Origin of the sequence: Enterobacter sp. MGH 16, from assembly GCF_000493175.1 — a bacterium.
In the GTDB taxonomy this organism is placed as follows: domain Bacteria; phylum Pseudomonadota; class Gammaproteobacteria; order Enterobacterales; family Enterobacteriaceae; genus Enterobacter; species Enterobacter roggenkampii.
In genome coordinates this window covers 2,639,792-2,656,992 of the sequence record NZ_KI535695.1, presented here as the reverse complement: position 1 = coordinate 2,656,992, position 17,201 = coordinate 2,639,792, and the positions used below count along the sequence as shown (strand labels likewise).

The 17,201-nt window shown below is 51.7% G+C and carries 13 protein-coding genes; 9 read left to right on the top strand and 4 right to left on the bottom strand.

Translation table 11 applies throughout. The features are described 5' to 3' along the window. The 5 genes from bamB to L362_RS10465 all read left to right on the top strand — a co-directional run bounded on the left by bamB (position 1) and on the right by L362_RS10465 (position 5,976). On the top strand, positions 1-1,179 hold the full coding sequence (gene bamB / locus L362_RS10445; RefSeq protein ID WP_008502135.1) for an outer membrane protein assembly factor BamB: 1,179 nt from the start codon (positions 1-3) through the stop codon (positions 1,177-1,179). A 112-nt stretch (positions 1,180-1,291) separates the two neighbouring features. Further along, the gene (gene der, locus L362_RS10450) at positions 1,292-2,767 is read left to right on the top strand and encodes a ribosome biogenesis GTPase Der (RefSeq protein WP_008502134.1); all 1,476 of its coding nucleotides are present in this window, start codon (positions 1,292-1,294) and stop codon (positions 2,765-2,767) included. Between the two features lie 300 nt (positions 2,768-3,067). Further along, complete coding sequence (locus tag L362_RS10455) at positions 3,068-4,612, top strand: peptide MFS transporter (protein ID WP_008502133.1); 1,545 nt, start codon at positions 3,068-3,070, stop codon at positions 4,610-4,612. A gap of 57 nt (positions 4,613-4,669) precedes the next feature. Beyond that, positions 4,670-5,704: a Gfo/Idh/MocA family oxidoreductase gene (locus L362_RS10460; RefSeq protein ID WP_023344678.1), complete on the top strand. Its 1,035-nt coding sequence runs from the start codon at positions 4,670-4,672 to the stop codon at positions 5,702-5,704. 50 nt (positions 5,705-5,754) lie between these two features. Continuing rightward, complete coding sequence (locus L362_RS10465) at positions 5,755-5,976, top strand: zinc ribbon domain-containing protein (RefSeq protein ID WP_023344677.1); 222 nt, start codon at positions 5,755-5,757, stop codon at positions 5,974-5,976. Here the strand turns inward: L362_RS10465 and L362_RS10470 are convergent. Genes L362_RS10470 through xseA form a run of 3 tightly spaced genes read right to left on the bottom strand, consistent with a single transcriptional unit; the run spans position 5,973 to position 8,775 of the window. Further along, positions 5,973-6,323 carry a protealysin inhibitor emfourin gene (locus L362_RS10470; protein WP_021241848.1) on the bottom strand — a complete coding sequence of 117 codons (351 nt, stop codon included), beginning with the start codon at positions 6,321-6,323 and terminating at the stop codon, positions 5,973-5,975. The genes L362_RS10465 and L362_RS10470 overlap by 4 nt on opposite strands. Next, positions 6,324-7,343, bottom strand: a complete 1,020-nt coding sequence (locus tag L362_RS10475) for a M4 family metallopeptidase (protein ID WP_023344676.1) — start codon at positions 7,341-7,343, stop codon at positions 6,324-6,326. A 58-nt stretch (positions 7,344-7,401) separates the two neighbouring features. After that, positions 7,402-8,775 carry an exodeoxyribonuclease VII large subunit gene (gene xseA, locus L362_RS10480; RefSeq protein ID WP_023344675.1) on the bottom strand — a complete coding sequence of 458 codons (1,374 nt, stop codon included), beginning with the start codon at positions 8,773-8,775 and terminating at the stop codon, positions 7,402-7,404. Between the two features lie 158 nt (positions 8,776-8,933). On the opposite strand from xseA, the gene guaB reads away from it, so the two are divergent. Both guaB and guaA read left to right on the top strand, forming a co-directional pair. Then, positions 8,934-10,400 carry an IMP dehydrogenase gene (guaB, locus tag L362_RS10485; protein ID WP_008502128.1) on the top strand — a complete coding sequence of 489 codons (1,467 nt, stop codon included), beginning with the start codon at positions 8,934-8,936 and terminating at the stop codon, positions 10,398-10,400. A 67-nt stretch (positions 10,401-10,467) separates the two neighbouring features. After that, entirely contained in the window at positions 10,468-12,045 is a 1,578-nt protein-coding gene (guaA, locus tag L362_RS10490; protein ID WP_023344674.1) for a glutamine-hydrolyzing GMP synthase, read from the top strand. Positions 12,046-12,190: 145 nt separating this feature from the next. Here the strand turns inward: guaA and L362_RS10495 are convergent, their stop codons facing one another. Further along, the gene (locus L362_RS10495; protein WP_023344673.1) at positions 12,191-12,409 is read right to left on the bottom strand and encodes a DUF7661 family protein; all 219 of its coding nucleotides are present in this window, start codon (positions 12,407-12,409) and stop codon (positions 12,191-12,193) included. Between the two features lie 582 nt (positions 12,410-12,991). On the opposite strand from L362_RS10495, the gene L362_RS10500 reads away from it, so the two are divergent. Both L362_RS10500 and L362_RS10505 read left to right on the top strand, forming a co-directional pair. Beyond that, positions 12,992-16,681 carry an RNA-directed DNA polymerase gene (locus L362_RS10500; protein WP_023344672.1) on the top strand — a complete coding sequence of 1,230 codons (3,690 nt, stop codon included), beginning with the start codon at positions 12,992-12,994 and terminating at the stop codon, positions 16,679-16,681. 8 nt (positions 16,682-16,689) lie between these two features. Further along, positions 16,690-17,124, top strand: coding sequence for a hypothetical protein (locus L362_RS10505; protein ID WP_023344671.1), 435 nt, complete (start codon positions 16,690-16,692; stop codon positions 17,122-17,124). Positions 17,125-17,201 lie beyond the last annotated feature (77 nt).

Here is a 17,201-nt window from a genome sequence, read left to right as displayed (position 1 = left end):
ATGCAATTGCGTAAATTACTTCTGCCAGGACTGCTTTCTGTTACGTTATTGAGTGGTTGTTCACTGTTCAGTGGCGAAGAAGACGTTGTGAAAATGTCCCCACTGCCGACGGTTGAAAACCAGTTTACCCCATCCACCGCGTGGGATGTCTCCGTGGGCAATGGGATTGGTGATTTCTATTCCAACCTTCATCCTGCGTATGCAGACAGCGTTGTCTATGCGGCCGATCGCAAAGGTACCGTGAAAGCGGTGAACGCGGATGACGGAAAAGAAGTGTGGTCCGTTAACCTGGCGGAAAAAGACGGCTGGTTCTCCCGTAAGCCTGCACTGCTGTCTGGCGGCCTGACCGTTGCCGGTGGCCACGTCTACGTGGGCAGCGAAAAAGCGCAGGTGTATGCCCTGAACAGCAGCGACGGTTCCATTGCCTGGCAAACGACCGTGGCGGGGGAATCCCTCTCTCGTCCGGTGGTGAGCGATGGCCTGGTGCTGATTCATACCAGCAACGGCCAGCTGCAGGCGCTGAACGAAGCGGACGGCCTGGTGAAATGGACCGTTAACCTGGATATGCCTGCGCTCTCTCTGCGTGGCGAATCTGCCCCGGCTACCGCATTTGGTGCTGCCATTGTCGGCGGCGACAACGGTCGCGTAAGCGCCGTGCTGATGCAGCAGGGCCAGATGATCTGGCAGCAGCGTATCTCTCAGGCCACTGGCTCAACGGAAATTGACCGTCTGAGCGACGTGGACACAACGCCGGTCATCGTTAACGGTGTGGTTTACGCGCTGGCCTACAACGGCAACCTGACCGCGCTGGATCTGCGCAGCGGCCAGATCATGTGGAAACGTGAGCTGGGCTCGGTGAATGATTTCATCGTTGAAGGTAACCGTATCTATATGGTTGACCAGAACGACCGTCTGCTGGCCCTGAGCACCGAAGGCGGCGTGACGCTGTGGACGCAAAGCGACCTGCTGCACCGTCTGCTGACTGCGCCAGCGCTGTACAACGGTAGCCTGGTTGTGGGCGACAGCGAAGGGTATATGCACTGGATCGATCCGGATAACGGCCGCTTTGTTGCACAGCAAAAAGTCGACAGCTCCGGTTTCCTGACCGACCCGGTCGTGGCCGACGGCAAACTGCTGATTCAGGCAAAAGACGGCACGCTGTACGCGATCACGCGTTAATTACCCGGCGGTTGTAGTATACTAAACGGCTCCTGTTCACTCAGGAGCCGTTTTGACATTTTTAAAAACGCCGCGAAAGCGACGTTATTTTGAATTTTATGAGGCTTCAAACATGGTACCTGTGGTCGCGCTTGTCGGGCGCCCTAACGTTGGAAAATCCACTCTTTTTAACCGTTTAACACGCACCCGTGATGCGCTGGTTGCGGATTTCCCGGGGCTGACGCGTGACCGTAAGTACGGTCGTGCAGAGGTGGAAGGACGCGAGTTCATCTGTATTGATACCGGTGGTATTGACGGCACAGAAGACGGCGTGGAAACCCGCATGGCGGAACAGTCGCTGCTGGCGATTGAAGAAGCGGACGTGGTGCTGTTCATGGTGGACGCGCGCGCTGGCCTGATGCCTGCGGACTCCGCTATCGCAAAACACCTGCGTTCGCGTGAAAAACCGACCTTCCTGGTGGCGAACAAAACCGACGGCATCGATGCCGATCAGGCCATCGCAGATTTCTGGTCACTGGGTCTGGGTGAGATCTACCCTATCGCGGCATCGCATGGCCGTGGCGTCACCAGCCTGCTGGAAACCGTTCTGCTGCCGTGGGTTGACGAAGTGAACCCGCCGGAAGAGGTGGACGAAGACGCGGAATACTGGGCGCAGTTCGAAGACGGAGAAGCGGGCGAAGAAGAAGAGCCTGAAGACGACTTCAACCCGCAGGATCTGCCGATCAAGCTGGCCATCGTAGGTCGTCCAAACGTAGGTAAGTCTACACTTACTAACCGTATTCTGGGTGAAGAGCGCGTGGTCGTTTACGATATGCCGGGAACCACCCGCGACAGTATCTACATCCCGATGCAGCGCGATGAGCGTGAGTATGTCCTCATCGACACCGCCGGGGTGCGTAAGCGCGGGAAAATCACCGATGTGGTGGAAAAATTCTCCGTTATCAAAACCCTGCAGGCGATTGAAGATGCCAACGTTGTGCTGCTGGTTATCGACGCACGCGAAGGGATCTCCGATCAGGACCTCTCTCTGCTCGGCTTTATCCTCAATAGTGGGCGCTCACTGGTTATCGTGGTCAACAAATGGGATGGCCTGAGCAATGAAGTGCGTGAGCAGGTGAAAGAGACCCTCGACTTCCGTCTGGGCTTTATCGACTTTGCTCGCGTACACTTCATCTCTGCGCTGCACGGCAGCGGCGTGGGTAACCTGTTCGAATCCGTGCGCGAAGCGTACGACAGCTCCACCCGTCGTCAGAGCACCGCCATGCTGACCCGGATCATGAATATGGCTGCGGAAGACCATCAGCCGCCGCTGGTGCGCGGCCGTCGCGTGAAGCTGAAATACGCCCACGCCGGTGGTTATAACCCGCCAATCGTGGTGATCCACGGCAACCAGGTGAAAGACCTGCCGGATTCCTACAAGCGCTATCTGATGAACTACTTCCGTAAGTCGCTGGACGTGATGGGCACGCCTATCCGTATCCAGTTCAAGGAAGGGGAAAACCCGTTCGCCAACAAGCGCAACACCCTGACGCCGAACCAGATGCGCAAGCGTAAGCGTCTGATTAAGCACATTAAGAAAAGCAAATAAGCTTTGCTGAACGCACGAAAGCCCGCGACTATCGCGGGCTTTTTTTTGCCCATTCATACCGCCGGTTTTCTCTGTGTGAAGTCAATCACTATTCACTTTTAACCAAGTTTAAATCTAAGAAAGTAGACAATCGTCGAATTTTCATCTTAAAGTCCAGGGTCCGGTACTAGACAAAACTAGCGCCTGGTTATCAAATGGTTAACCAACTTTTCGCCGCATGTAAAAAATCGGCCAGATACGTAACTGGCCGGCGTACATGCTGGTGTTTACAAGCACGACGACATACCTTTCGGGAGAATTATGCAATCCTCTGTTAATCAAAAAGAAAGCCGAACGTTCTTCGGCCACCCGTATCCGCTCGGTTCGCTGTTCTTCACCGAGATGTGGGAGCGTTTCTCGTTTTACGGCATTCGTCCGTTACTGATCCTGTTTATGGCTGCCACCGTCTATGACGGCGGGATGGGCCTGGCGCGTGAAAACGCCTCGGCGATTGTCGGTATCTTTGCCGGCACCATGTACCTGGCCGCGCTGCCGGGCGGCTGGCTGGCGGATAACTGGCTCGGCCAGCAGAGAGCCGTCTGGTACGGTTCGATCCTGATTGCGCTCGGTCACCTGTCGATTGCGCTCTCGGCCATCATGGGCAATAACCTGTTCTTTATCGGCCTGATGTTCATCGTGCTCGGCTCCGGGCTGTTTAAGACCTGTATCTCGGTAATGGTCGGTACCCTGTATAAAAAAGGCGACGCGCGCCGTGACGGCGGTTTCTCGCTGTTCTATATGGGCATCAACATGGGCTCGTTCATTGCCCCGCTGATTTCCGGCTGGCTGATCAAAACCCACGGCTGGCACTGGGGCTTTGGTATTGGCGGTATCGGGATGCTGGTGGCGCTGATTATCTTCCGCGTGTTTGCCGTTCCGGCAATGAAACGCTATGACGGCGAAGTCGGCCTCGACTCCACCTGGAACAGCCCGGTGGTGAAGCGTAACGGCGTGGGCGCCTGGCTGCTGGCGCTGGCGGCAGGTGTGGCAACGATCGTGACGCTGATTGCGCAGGGTGTGATTGTGATTAACCCGGTCGCGGTAGCCAGCGTGCTGGTCTACGTGATTGCGGCATCCGTTGCCCTCTACTTTATTTATCTGTTTGTTTTTGCAGGACTGAACCGCAAAGAGCGCGCCAGACTGCTGGTCTGCTTTATTCTGCTGATCTCCGCGGCGTTCTTCTGGTCCGCGTTCGAGCAGAAGCCAACCTCGTTCAACCTGTTTGCCAACGACTACACTAACCGCATGATCGGCGATTTCGAAATCCCGGCGGTGTGGTTCCAGTCAATCAACGCCCTGTTCATCATCCTGCTGGCACCGGTGTTCAGCTGGGCGTGGCCGAAGCTGGCGAGCATGAACATTCGTCCGAGCAGCATCACCAAGTTTGTTATCGGTATCCTGTGTGCCGCAGCGGGCTTTGGCCTGATGATGCTGGCGGCACAGAACGTGCTGAGCAGCGGTGGGGCGGGCGTATCGCCGTTCTGGCTGGTGGGCAGTATCCTGATGCTGACGCTCGGCGAGCTGTGTCTCAGCCCGATTGGCCTGGCGACCATGACGCTGCTGGCGCCGGAGAGAATGCGCGGCCAGATGATGGGGCTGTGGTTCTGTGCGAGCGCGCTGGGTAACCTGGCGGCGGGTCTGATTGGCGGCCACGTGAAGGCCGACCAGCTGGATATGCTGCCGGATCTCTTTGCGCGCTGCTCCGTCGCGCTGCTGATTTGTGCCGCGGTACTGATCGTCCTCATTGTTCCGGTACGCCGCATGCTGGAAAATGCGCAGACTAAACCGGCTGCTAACGCCTCTTAAACCTCGGGCTTGCCGGGGCGGCGTTATGCCCCGGCATCGATTCCCTGAGGTGAAACTATGCAGTTAGGATTTGTCGGTCTTGGTGCGGTCGTGGAAACCGCGTATCTGCCCGCGTTACGTCGCCTTTTTGGTCACACTGTTCATTGTTTTGGATTTGATGTTCTCCCCACCAGGCAGCCTGAAGGCGTCACGCGCTGCGCTTCGCTTACGGAACTTCTCGCCGTACCGCTTGATACTCTCTTTATTACCACCGCATCGCTGCAACACCTCGAGGTGCTGGAACAGGCCATAGCCTCGGCCGTTCCGCTGATTGTGATTGAAAAACCGATCGTCGCCACGCTTCCCCAAATCGAAAAGCTCAACGCGCTTCTGGCAAACCCCGACGCTGCTTCCCGCGTGCTGGCGCTCGATCACTGGATGGCGCGCATCGAAACGGTAAAGCGGTCGCTGGTTGGCAGCGTCTCTGACATCGTCAAAATAGACGGCTTTTTGCAGGAGCCGAGCGGAGTTAACGCCGCAGGAGAACCCATCGCGCTTAACTTTGCCACCGGCGAGCCGGACACCCGAACGCTTCGCCACCCGGACGGCGTGATTCTGGATATCGGTACGCACGTGCTGGCGATGCTGCGCGAAACGGTGCGTTATCTGGGCGGAAGTGATGATATGACCCTGCAGGTCGTCACGGCTAAAGATCGCCTGGGCCGCGCTATCGCAAAAGGCGACATGTCCACGGCGGAGGGCGAGGCGCATATTCAGGGCCGCATCAGCGGCGTGCCGGTGGATATCTGGCTGAACAAATACGCGGGACCCGCGGGCGGGCAAAAAGGATTACGGCTCTGTTTGCGCGACGGGCGCATCATCAGCCACGACCGGCGCGGCGCGGAGGATGTGCTTGAGCTGATTGAGGGTAAGGATATTCAGCGCTGGCATATTCCCGGGACACTCTACGAGCACTGTCTTGCCGGGCATATTCTGGGCGCCAGCAGTCTTTTTGAACGGGATCCGCACGAGGTGAGCCGCACGACGCGCCGCAGGATAGCGGAAGTGGAACTGCTGCTGGCGTTACAGCAACAGCTGCGTGGCCCGCACTGAACGCGACGTGGTAAAATGATCGCAGACCAGAATGCTTTTAAGGAGTCACCATGACGATTACCTGCCCGGATTGCAAGGCACCGCTTGAGCCCCTGAACGGGATGGCACACTGCGAGAGCTGTAATAAGGATATTGCGCTTGAAGCCCGCTGCCCGGAGTGCCATCAGCCACTCCAGGTCTTAAAAGCCTGCGGGGCGGTGGACTACTTCTGCCAGAACGGCCACGGTCTTATCTCTAAAAAACGCGTGGAGTTTGTTCGGACCGAAGGTTAATCACACACGCAGCCTTCGCCTTTCTTCCACAGCTCGACCAGCGACTCGGGAGCTTCCTGCTCCGGCACCAGCACGATGATATCGGCGTAGTGCGCCTGATTTTGCCCGGTCCAGATAATCTGGATGCGGAAATAGCGCTGGTCGCCGCTGCCGGGTGACGAGGCCTGTCCCGGCGGCTGACCGCGCGGAAAGGCCTGCTCCAGGATGCTGACCAGGCGCTGGCGCTGGGCCTCATTGAGCGAGGAGAGCGCGATGGTGCGCTGGCCGCTCAGCTTGGGAATATAAGCGACGCCGCCTTCCCGGGCCAGCTCAACCACGGCGTCATCCGTCAGTTCCGGAACCTGCATTTACAACACTCCCACCTGTTCCCAGGCTTGTTTTATGGCCGCCCCAACGTCGCCGCCGGAGCGTTTCTCTCCGTGCGCGATCGTCAGTTTTGCGAAGGCCTCAAAATCCGCATCCTGAGCCAGATTGCGATCGCAAACCGTGTCGTACCAGGCATAACCCGCTTTTTCCCAGGCGTAGCCGCCAATCGCCGTCGCGGCCAGATAAAATGCCCGGTTGGGGATGCCGGAGTTTAGATGCACGCCGCCGTTATCCTCACGCGTTTTGATGAAATCCTTCATGTGTGCAGGCTGCGGGTCTTTGCCGAGCAGCGGATCGTTGTAGGCGGTGCCCGGTTCAGACATCGAGCGCAGCCCTTTGCCGTTGATGCCTTTTGCCAGCAGCCCTTCACCAATCAGCCAGTCTGCTTTATCGGCGGTTTGCTTCAGACGGTACTGCTTCACCAGTGAGCCAAACACGTCCGACAGCGACTCGTTCAGCGCGCCGGACTGCTCAAAGTAGATAAGCCCGGCTTCGGTCTCGGTCACGCCGTGGCTCAGCTCATGCGCCACGACGTCTATGGCGATGGTAAAGCGGTTAAATATTTCCCCGTCGCCGTCGCCAAATACCATCTGCTGACCGTTCCAGAAGGCGTTCTGATATTCCCGACCGTAGTGAACGGTGCCGGTTAAAATAAGCCCTTTGTTATCGAGCGAATCGCGCTGATATTCCTTCCAGAAGAAATCATGGGTAATACCCAAATACTCGTACGCTTCGTCTACCGCCACATCGCCGTTCGACGGCTGACCTTCATAACGCACCTGCGTACCAGGTAGCTCCTGGGTCTGCTTCGCGTCGTAGATATCTCGCTCCAGCTGTCCGGCTTTATTCACGTGCGGCGCGGCGGGTTTGCCCGGCATATGGGCCATCAGCGTCTGGACGTGGGTTAAGGTCTGGCGGGCACAGCGCTGCTGCGGTTCGGAACCGCTTTCGATAATACGACGAAGAATATACGGGGGAATAACGCTATGAAGATGGGGCATGCTGCTCTCCTTATTAAAAAAGGGAATAGCAGCAGTATAGTAAGTGACCGGCGAAGAATTATCCGGTTTTACGCTGACGCGTCTTTTTCACCGGTTTAATTGATTTCACTTCGCTTTCTACCCAGCCGTCTGACAGACGCGTCGTCAGCACATCGCCGGTATTCACCTGTTTAGTTTGCTTCAGCACCTTGCCGTCCGTTGCCGTCGTCACGCTATAGCCGCGCGCCAGCGTGGAGAGGGGGCTGACCGCTTCAAGGTGGGTCACCGCATTGCCAAAGCGTTCCCGGGTCGTGCTCAGTCGCGCGCGGAGAGTTTCCGCCAGACGGTACTCAAGCTGCTGAATCCGCGTTTGCGCACGATAAATTTTCGGCTGCGGATTCTGCTGGTTCAGACGCTGCGTCACGCGCTGCTGGCGCGACACCGCGCGCTTGATCTGCATGTCCACCGCCACGTTCATGCGCTGGCGCAGGCGCTCCAGCACGGTCTGCTGACGCGCCAGGCGCAGCTGCGGGTGCTGCTGCTGTAGACGGTGATGAAGCTGGGTAAAGCGCCGGGTCCGGTTGGCGAGGTAGTAGTCCATCGCCATCTCAAGGCGCTGCTGGCCGCTCTGGATCTGACGCAGCAGCTCCAGCTGGTTGCGGCTGACCACCTCTGCCGCCGCGGACGGCGTCGGCGCGCGGAGATCCGCGACAAAATCGGCGATCGTCACGTCCGTTTCGTGGCCGACGGCGCTCACCACGGGGATAAGGCTGGCAAAGATTGCCCGCGCCACGCGCTCGTCGTTAAAGCTCCACAAGTCTTCCAGCGAGCCGCCGCCGCGTCCGACGATTAAGACGTCGCACTCCTGACGCGCGTTCGCCAGCGCTATGGCGCGCACAATCTGCCCCGGCGCATCGTCACCCTGCACGGCGGTCGGGTAGATAATGACGGGCAGGGAAGGGTCGCGACGCTTCAGAACGTGCAAAATATCGTGCAGTGCCGCACCGGTTTTCGAGGTGATGACCCCCACGCAGTGGGCAGGCGAGGGCAGCGGCTTTTTGAACTGCTGGTCGAAAAGTCCCTCTTCCGAGAGCTTAGCCTTTAACTGTTCGTACTTCTGCTGCAGCAGACCTTCGCCCGCAGGCTGCATGCTCTCGACGATAATCTGATAATCACCGCGCGGCTCATAGAGGGTGATATTGGCGCGCACCAGAACCTGCTGGCCGTGCTGTGGACGGAACGTCACGCGGCGGTTGCTGTTGCGGAACATCGCACAGCGCACCTGGGCGGTATCGTCTTTTAGCGTAAAGTACCAGTGGCCGGAGGAGGGCTGCGTGAAGTTAGAGATCTCACCGCTGATCCAGACCTGCCCCATTTCCTGCTCAAGCAGCAAACGCACCGTCTGATTCAGGCGGCTGACGGTATAAATTGAGGGGGATTGAGAGGATAACATGTGAGCGGGATCAAATTCTAAATCAGCAAGTTATTCAGTCGATAGTAACCTGCTGAGAGGCAATCGCAAGCTTTTTTATAAAAAAGTGTAGATGCAATCGGTTACGCTCTGTATAATGCCACGGCAATATTTAACCACCCAGGTCAGAGATATTGCCCATGCTACGTATCGCTAAAGAAGCACTGACGTTTGACGACGTCCTCCTCGTTCCCGCTCATTCCACCGTTCTGCCGAATACTGCCGATCTCAGCACGCAGTTGACGAAAACCATTCGCCTGAACATTCCTATGCTCTCTGCGGCAATGGACACCGTGACTGAAGCGCGCCTGGCAATTGCCCTGGCACAGGAAGGTGGCATTGGCTTTATTCACAAAAACATGTCTATCGAACGTCAGGCGGAAGAAGTTCGCCGCGTGAAGAAACATGAATCCGGCATCGTGTCCGATCCACAGACCGTTCTGCCAACCACCACCCTGCACGAAGTGAAAGCCCTGACCGAGCGTAACGGCTTCGCCGGTTACCCGGTGGTGACCGAAGAGAACGAGCTTGTCGGTATTATTACCGGTCGTGACGTGCGTTTCGTGACTGACCTGAACCAGCCTGTCAGCGTGTACATGACGCCAAAAGAGCGTCTGGTTACCGTTCGCGAAGGTGAAACCCGCGACGTGGTGCTGGCAAAAATGCACGAAAAACGCGTTGAAAAAGCGCTGGTTGTTGACAGCAACTTCCACCTGCGCGGCATGATCACCGTTAAAGATTTCCAGAAAGCAGAACGTAAGCCTAACGCCTGTAAAGACGAGCATGGCCGTCTGCGCGTAGGCGCTGCGGTAGGCGCAGGTGCCGGTAACGAAGAGCGCGTTGACGCGCTGGTTGCCGCGGGCGTTGACGTCCTGCTGATTGACTCCTCTCACGGCCACTCCGAAGGCGTGCTGCAGCGTATCCGTGATACCCGTGCCAAATACCCTGACCTGCAGATCATCGGCGGTAACGTAGCCACTGGCGCAGGCGCTCGCGCGCTTGCTGACGCTGGCTGCAGCGCGGTGAAAGTGGGTATCGGTCCTGGCTCTATCTGTACCACGCGTATCGTGACCGGCGTGGGCGTTCCGCAGATCACCGCGGTGTCTGACGCGGTTGAAGCGCTGGAAGGCACCGGTATTCCGGTTATCGCTGACGGCGGTATCCGCTTCTCTGGCGACATCGCGAAAGCGATCGCTGCGGGCGCAGCGGCGGTGATGGTGGGCTCTATGCTGGCCGGTACCGAAGAATCCCCGGGTGAAATCGAACTCTACCAGGGCCGTTCTTACAAATCCTACCGCGGCATGGGCTCCCTGGGCGCGATGTCCAAAGGTTCCTCTGACCGTTACTTCCAGACCGACAATGCTGCTGACAAACTGGTGCCGGAAGGTATCGAAGGTCGCGTTGCCTATAAAGGCCGTCTGAAAGAGATCATCCACCAGCAGATGGGCGGCCTGCGCTCCTGTATGGGTCTGACCGGCTGTGGTACCATTGACCTGCTGCGTACTAAAGCGGAATTCGTACGCATCAGCGGTGCGGGTATCCAGGAGAGCCACGTTCACGACGTGACGATCACCAAAGAGTCCCCGAACTACCGTCTGGGCTCCTGATTAATTTCCGCGCCCGGCTTCTGCCGGGCGCTCTGTTTTTGTTTCACTTGCCTCGGAATTAGCGTCAATGACGGAAAACATTCATAAACATCGCATTCTCATCCTGGACTTTGGTTCTCAGTACACTCAACTGGTGGCGCGTCGCGTGCGTGAACTGGGCGTTTACTGTGAACTGTGGGCGTGGGATGTCACGGAAGCACAGATTCGCGAATTCAATCCAAGCGGCATCATCCTGTCCGGCGGCCCGGAAAGCACGACCGAAGAGAACAGCCCGCGCGCGCCGCAGTACGTATTCGAAGCTGGCGTGCCGGTATTCGGCGTTTGCTACGGTATGCAGACCATGGCAATGCAGCTGGGCGGCCACGTAGAAGGCTCCAGCGAGCGCGAGTTCGGCTATGCGCAGGTTGAAGTGGTTAACGACAGCGCGCTGGTGCGCGGTATCGAAGACTCCCTGACCGCAGACGGCAAACCGCTGCTGGACGTGTGGATGAGCCACGGCGACAAAGTCACCGCTATCCCGTCTGACTTCGTGACCGTTGCCAGCACCGAGAGCTGCCCGTTTGCCATCATGGCGAACGAAGAAAAACGCTTCTACGGCGTGCAGTTCCACCCGGAAGTGACCCACACCCGTCAGGGTATGCGCATGCTGGAGCGCTTCGTGCGCGACATCTGCCAGTGTGAAGCCCTGTGGACCCCGGCTAAAATCATCGACGACGCTGTTGAGCGTATCCGCCAGCAGGTTGGCGATGACAAAGTGATCCTCGGCCTCTCCGGCGGCGTGGACTCCTCCGTGACCGCGATGCTGCTGCACCGCGCCATCGGTAAAAACCTGACCTGCGTCTTCGTGGACAACGGCCTGCTTCGTCTGAACGAAGCCCATCAGGTTATGGACATGTTCGGCGACCACTTCGGTCTGAACATCGTTCACGTGGAAGGCGAGCAGCGCTTCCTGGACGCGCTGAAAGGCGAGAACGATCCGGAAGCGAAACGTAAGATCATCGGCCGCGTGTTCGTTGAAGTGTTCGACGAAGAAGCGCTGAAGCTGGACGACGTGAAGTGGCTGGCGCAGGGTACCATCTACCCTGACGTGATTGAATCTGCGGCCTCCGCAACCGGTAAAGCACACGTCATCAAATCTCACCACAACGTGGGCGGCCTGCCGAAAGAGATGAAGATGGGCCTGGTTGAGCCACTGCGCGAGCTGTTCAAAGACGAAGTGCGTAAGATCGGTCTGGAACTGGGTCTGCCGTACGACATGCTCTACCGTCACCCGTTCCCGGGCCCGGGTCTGGGCGTGCGCGTGCTGGGCGAAGTGAAGAAAGAGTACTGCGACCTGCTGCGTCGCGCGGACGCGATCTTCATCGAAGAGCTGCACAAAGCTGACCTGTACAACAAGGTAAGCCAGGCGTTCACCGTGTTCCTGCCGGTTCGCTCCGTTGGCGTGATGGGCGATGGCCGTAAGTACGACTGGGTTGTTTCCCTGCGTGCGGTGGAAACCATCGACTTCATGACCGCGCACTGGGCGCACCTGCCGTATGACTTCCTGGGCCGCGTGTCTAACCGCATTATCAACGAAGTGAACGGCATTTCCCGCGTGGTGTATGACATCAGCGGTAAGCCACCGGCTACGATTGAGTGGGAATGATTTCCCAACCGGATACGTCTGGTACTAACAGGTTCTAAATTATCTCTAAGCCCGCGGATTGCGGGCTTTTTTTGGGCCATGGCTGGCAATACCATGTCAGGTGAGTGCCAGGAGCGGGCGCAACGTAAGGCTATCCATTAAATCCTTATTCGATGCGTTCCACATTTGGATGACGGTCGGTTGCGGATTCATGGAAAATGTCACCCAGCCAGCCGGCAATCTCGTCTTCAGTCATATCGTCAGGAATAGCGATGTCATAGAGTCGAGAAAACTTTCTCTCCGTCAGGTCAGCACGAAATACCAGCCACCGATCATGCTTACGTTGAACGCCAATATGCCGTCCAAAAACGTTATATATCAGCATATGCAATCTCCGATCATGCTAGTGAGTTCCTGTATCTATGATACATACGTCAGATCAGGCCAGAGTGTAAATTGTACAAAGATGAAAGGTCAGCGTTCGCATCTCGCTCACAGTGGACATCATGCTTCTTTATCTGCTCTGTGCCAAAAGGGGACGTTGATAACCAAATTTAAGTATCACCTAGGGCTTATATGAGAATGGTCTTGATACAGCGTCCAGTAAAACTCGAACGCTTCATCAAAATGTCTTAGAGTCGGAGAATATTCTACTTATGCCCACATCGATTTGTCGGGGGATTATCTTACCACTCAAAGAACCGGAAAACCGATACCTGAAAAACTCTAACTAAGTGGGCAATTTTTGTTGACCCTTACAACGCTCTCTCTTGTACAACTTAGTTTATGGCATGACAGACGCGACTGATTTATCAGGTTAACCCATTAGACATGACAAACTTTTGATACTTCCCGTGGATTATTCGATTCAGGAACGGTAGTATAGTTATATTAAGGTGATACAAACAGTGAATTTCAATACTGTAGTTGAAATGAGTAAAACGCTTAGCATTAAGTTGAGAAAAAAATGAAACTACTTAATAAAAAGTATTACAATCTCGAACCAAACTTTGAGTACCTTAAGGACTCATTTATTTTAGGGCTAGCTTGGAAAAAAACGGATCGTTTTATAAGAACTCATAATTGGTATGCAGATCTTTTAGAGCTAGACAAGTGTGCATTTGATATTAGTGATGAGGTTACTAGTTGGTCAAGTGAGGCCGTAAATAGAAAACTGTCTAAAAGTGATATTGAATTAATACCAGCTCCAAAAGGAGCAAGCTGGTTCTTTAATAAAGGGAAGTGGACTACTAATAAAGATGATAGAAAACTAAGACCTTTAGCTAATATATCTATTAAGGAACAGTCTTTTGCAACAGCAATAACCATGTGTCTTGCTGATGCGATAGAAACGAGACAGAAAGACTGCTCATTGCGTAATCATGACTATGCTGAGCATGTAAATAAAAAGGTTGTTAGTTACGGAAATAGGCTTGTCTGTGATTGGGACAATGAAAAGGCGAGATTTCGTTGGGGCGGCAGCGAGTATTATAGGAAATTTTCCTCAGATTATCGAAACTTTCTACAAAGACCTGTCTATATAGGTAGGGAAACTGTAAATAAAATTAGTGAAATTGATGATGTTTATATTATCAGTTTGGATCTGAAAAATTTTTTCGGTTCTATAAAAATAAGCACACTGTTAGAAAAACTTAAGAAAATATCTTCTGAGCATTATGGTCATAATATTATAAATGAGAATGAGTTTTGGGATTTTGCGAGTCAGATTTTAAATTGGAAGTGGCCTGAAAACTCTTTATCTTTACTTAAAGATTTGGATGTTGAAGAAGAAAATGTTGGGCTCCCACAAGGTTTAGCATCTGCCGGAGCTTTGGCTAATGCATATCTGATTGAGTTTGACGAATCTTTAACTTCTAACCTCCGTACTAAGATAGACGGTAGCCAAATTATACTGCATGATTATTGTCGATACGTCGATGATATTAGGATGGTAATTTCTGGAGAAGCATTGACAAATGAGGAAATTAAGAAATCCATTCATGAGTTAGTTCAGAGGATCCTCGATGAAACGCTAGATCAAGATGAGTCAGATAACGAACCATATTTAAAAATTAATGATAAAAAAACTTATATATTGGGACTCTCAGATATTGATAACGGAAGTAGCCTTACAAATCGAATCAATGAAATCCAGAATGAAGTAGGAACTTCGAGTATTCCAGAGCGTAATGGATTAGATAATAACATACCGGCGCTTCAACAGTTATTATTGACTGAGCAAGATAATTTTTTAGATGATGCAGAAGGTTTATTTTCTGGATTTAACAATGATAAGTCGATTAAATTAGAATCTTTACGTAGATTTTCTGCCCATAGGCTGGAAACAAGTTTGGCTAATAAAAGCAAACTAATCTCACCTGCAGAAAGAAAGCAGTTTGATAATGAATCTGCGTTGATTGCAAAAAAATTATTAAAAACCTGGTTAAAAGATCCATCAATTATGGTTATTTTCCGCAAAGCGATAACTATAAACCCTAATCTAGATGCTTATAAAACAATTCTTGAAATTATATTCCTAAGAATACAACGTAATCGTGAAAAATGCGATAGATATATAATGTTGTATCTTCTCTCCGATATATTTCGTAGCGTTGTTGATATCTATAGAAAACTTTCCCCAGAGTGTACCTCTGATTATCAGAAATTGATGAGTGAAGTTACATCATTTGCCCATAAACTTCTTTCTTGTAGAACCGTTATTCCAAACTACGCATATCAGCAAGCACTATTTTATCTTGCAGTGATCAATAAGCCATTTATTGCTAGTAAAAAATCTTCTTCTGATCTTTCAAAGCTTCAACATGTCTTAATTAAACGACATTTAGAGTCGTTGAGTAGTAGTGATGGATACCTATTTGAATTATCTGCTCAAATTAGTAAAGACTACCAAGCAAATGTTGCTTTTTTACTTTCTCATACAAATACTAGTGAAGTAGTAGACTCAATCGTCGAGAAATTTGCTTACCGTGGTGGTGAGTTTTGGAATAGCATTTGGAAAGAGTTTGTTAGGACGCAAGATAAAGTTAGGATCAACAAATTTAGATGGGCCATACCAAAAAATGAGGCGAAACCAAATGGTTCGGACCACTATCTTTCATCAGTGATAAGTTTTAAGGAAAATCCATTTAAATACGAACATGCGCTTCTCAAGCTAGGTATAGCATTAGTTAATCTTTTAGAAGATACAGAGAAAAACGTATGGCAATCTGATGGAAAGCAGTATTCCCCACATGAAATAAAAGTAAAGTTAGAAAGCCATTCAACATCATGGGCTGAATTATGGCGCCAAAATTCTATTATTTCGTGTTCAATTGATAAAATAGCTCAAGATCCTCGCTATGAAAGCCCTAAATGGTTGGTGAATTGTCAACAAGCCAAAAATGATGAAAAAAAAATATATTGGGTTTGCAGTGTACTAAGAAGTGCTGCTTTAGGTAATGTAGATTACACACAGCGAAATGATTTAAAGCCTGATAGAGTAGAGTATGATGGGATCCACTCTCAGTTTTACAAGCGACGTATGGGAATGTTACATACACCAGAGTCAATTGTTGGCTCATATGCAACTATAACTGATTGGTTTGCAAGCTTTCTTCAGCATGGATTGCAATGGCCAGGCTTTTCATCTTCATATATAAATCAAGAAGATATATTGTCAATTACCAGCCTTGGTGAGTTTAAAAAATGCTTGTTGGAAAGGTTAGGCTACCTGAACACGCAAATATGCACTTCATCGAGTGTTCCGACCTTACCTACTGTTGTCAGCAGACCTGAATTGGCATCTAACTATTTTAGAATTGTTACAGTTCAGCAATTATTTCCGAAGGATAAGCATTTTCACCCTTCTGACGTAACACTTGATAATCCAGAGGTGCGTTGGAAACACAGAGAACACCTTGCGCAAATTTGTAAACTAACAGAGCAGACTTTAGATGCAAAACTTAAAACTGAGTCTAGGGATCATACAAGTACCGCTGATCTGATTGTCTTTTCTGAATTGGCTGTTCACCCGGAAGATGAAGATATAGTAAGAGCACTTGCATTTAGAACCAGATCCATTATTTTTTGCGGTTTTGTCTTCTGTGAACAAGATGGTCAAATAGTTAACAAAGCTCGCTGGATTATTCCAGATTCGTCCGAATCGGGGACTCAATGGCGTGTTCGTGATCAAGGGAAATTTCATATGACCAGTGGTGAAATGGCTCTGGGTGTTCATGGATATAGACCATCTCAACATATTATTTCTATTGAGGGTCACACTGAAGGACCATTTAAATTAACTGGTGCGATTTTGTACGATGCAACAGATATAAAGCTTGCTGCGGACCTGAGAGATTTGACTGATATGTTTGTCATTGCAGCGTACAATAAAGATGTAGATACGTTTGACAATATGGCTTCAGCTCTACAATGGCATATGTATCAGCATGTTGTTATTACGAATACTGGAGAATATGGTGGCTCAACAATGCAAGCCCCGTACAAAGAGAAACATCACAGACTGATTTCTCATGCTCATGGAACTGGTCAAATAGCAATTAGTACTGCTGATATAGATTTAGCAGCATTTAGACGAAAGATTAAAGAATATAAAAAAACCAAAACCCAGCCTGCTGGATTTAATCGAAAACATTAAGGATTCATATGGATATATTAGTTAAGTTAGCTACGATTGCTTCTCCATTAGTAAGTGCTGGGGTAGCTATTTGGGCAATTTTAGTTGCCAAATCAACTATCAATGAAAACAAAGAAATTGCTAAGAAAACCATTGCAGATACGGCCTACCAGGCATATTTGCAGCTAGCGATGGAGAACCCTCAATTTTCGAAAGGTTATAGTGCGGATTGTCGACAAGAGCGAGACCCTATGTATGACCAATATGTTTGGTACGTAGCCAGAATGATATTCTGTTTTGAGAAAATTATTGAGGTTGAAGGAAACTTAAAAGATAGCTCTTGGACGAATACGCTGGAAAAACATTTGAAGTTTCATTCTGAACATTTTAAGAAAACAAAAGTTGTTGAAGAGATACTCTATATTTCCCCAATTTTGGATCTTATAAAATGTGCGACTAACTAAGAATCTATTCTAAAAGAGTGTATTCCACACAAGAAGCCCACTGGAAACTGTAACCTCCCAAGATAGTTTTGGGGGGC

Coding starts and splice junctions, on each gene's coding strand:
- L362_RS10470 (WP_021241848.1), bottom strand. CDS start 6,323: ATGCAGGTTCCGGAACTGACGGATGACGCCGTGGTTGAGCTGGCCCGG.
- der (WP_008502134.1), top strand. CDS start 1,292: ATGGTACCTGTGGTCGCGCTTGTCGGGCGCCCTAACGTTGGAAAATCC.
- xseA (WP_023344675.1), bottom strand. CDS start 8,775: ATGTTATCCTCTCAATCCCCCTCAATTTATACCGTCAGCCGCCTGAAT.
- guaB (WP_008502128.1), top strand. CDS start 8,934: ATGCTACGTATCGCTAAAGAAGCACTGACGTTTGACGACGTCCTCCTC.
- L362_RS10475 (WP_023344676.1), bottom strand. CDS start 7,343: ATGCCCCATCTTCATAGCGTTATTCCCCCGTATATTCTTCGTCGTATT.
- L362_RS10465 (WP_023344677.1), top strand. CDS start 5,755: ATGACGATTACCTGCCCGGATTGCAAGGCACCGCTTGAGCCCCTGAAC.
- L362_RS10460 (WP_023344678.1), top strand. CDS start 4,670: ATGCAGTTAGGATTTGTCGGTCTTGGTGCGGTCGTGGAAACCGCGTAT.
- L362_RS10455 (WP_008502133.1), top strand. CDS start 3,068: ATGCAATCCTCTGTTAATCAAAAAGAAAGCCGAACGTTCTTCGGCCAC.
- L362_RS10495 (WP_023344673.1), bottom strand. CDS start 12,409: ATGCTGATATATAACGTTTTTGGACGGCATATTGGCGTTCAACGTAAG.
- L362_RS10500 (WP_023344672.1), top strand. CDS start 12,992: ATGAAACTACTTAATAAAAAGTATTACAATCTCGAACCAAACTTTGAG.
- L362_RS10505 (WP_023344671.1), top strand. CDS start 16,690: ATGGATATATTAGTTAAGTTAGCTACGATTGCTTCTCCATTAGTAAGT.
- guaA (WP_023344674.1), top strand. CDS start 10,468: ATGACGGAAAACATTCATAAACATCGCATTCTCATCCTGGACTTTGGT.
- bamB (WP_008502135.1), top strand. CDS start 1: ATGCAATTGCGTAAATTACTTCTGCCAGGACTGCTTTCTGTTACGTTA.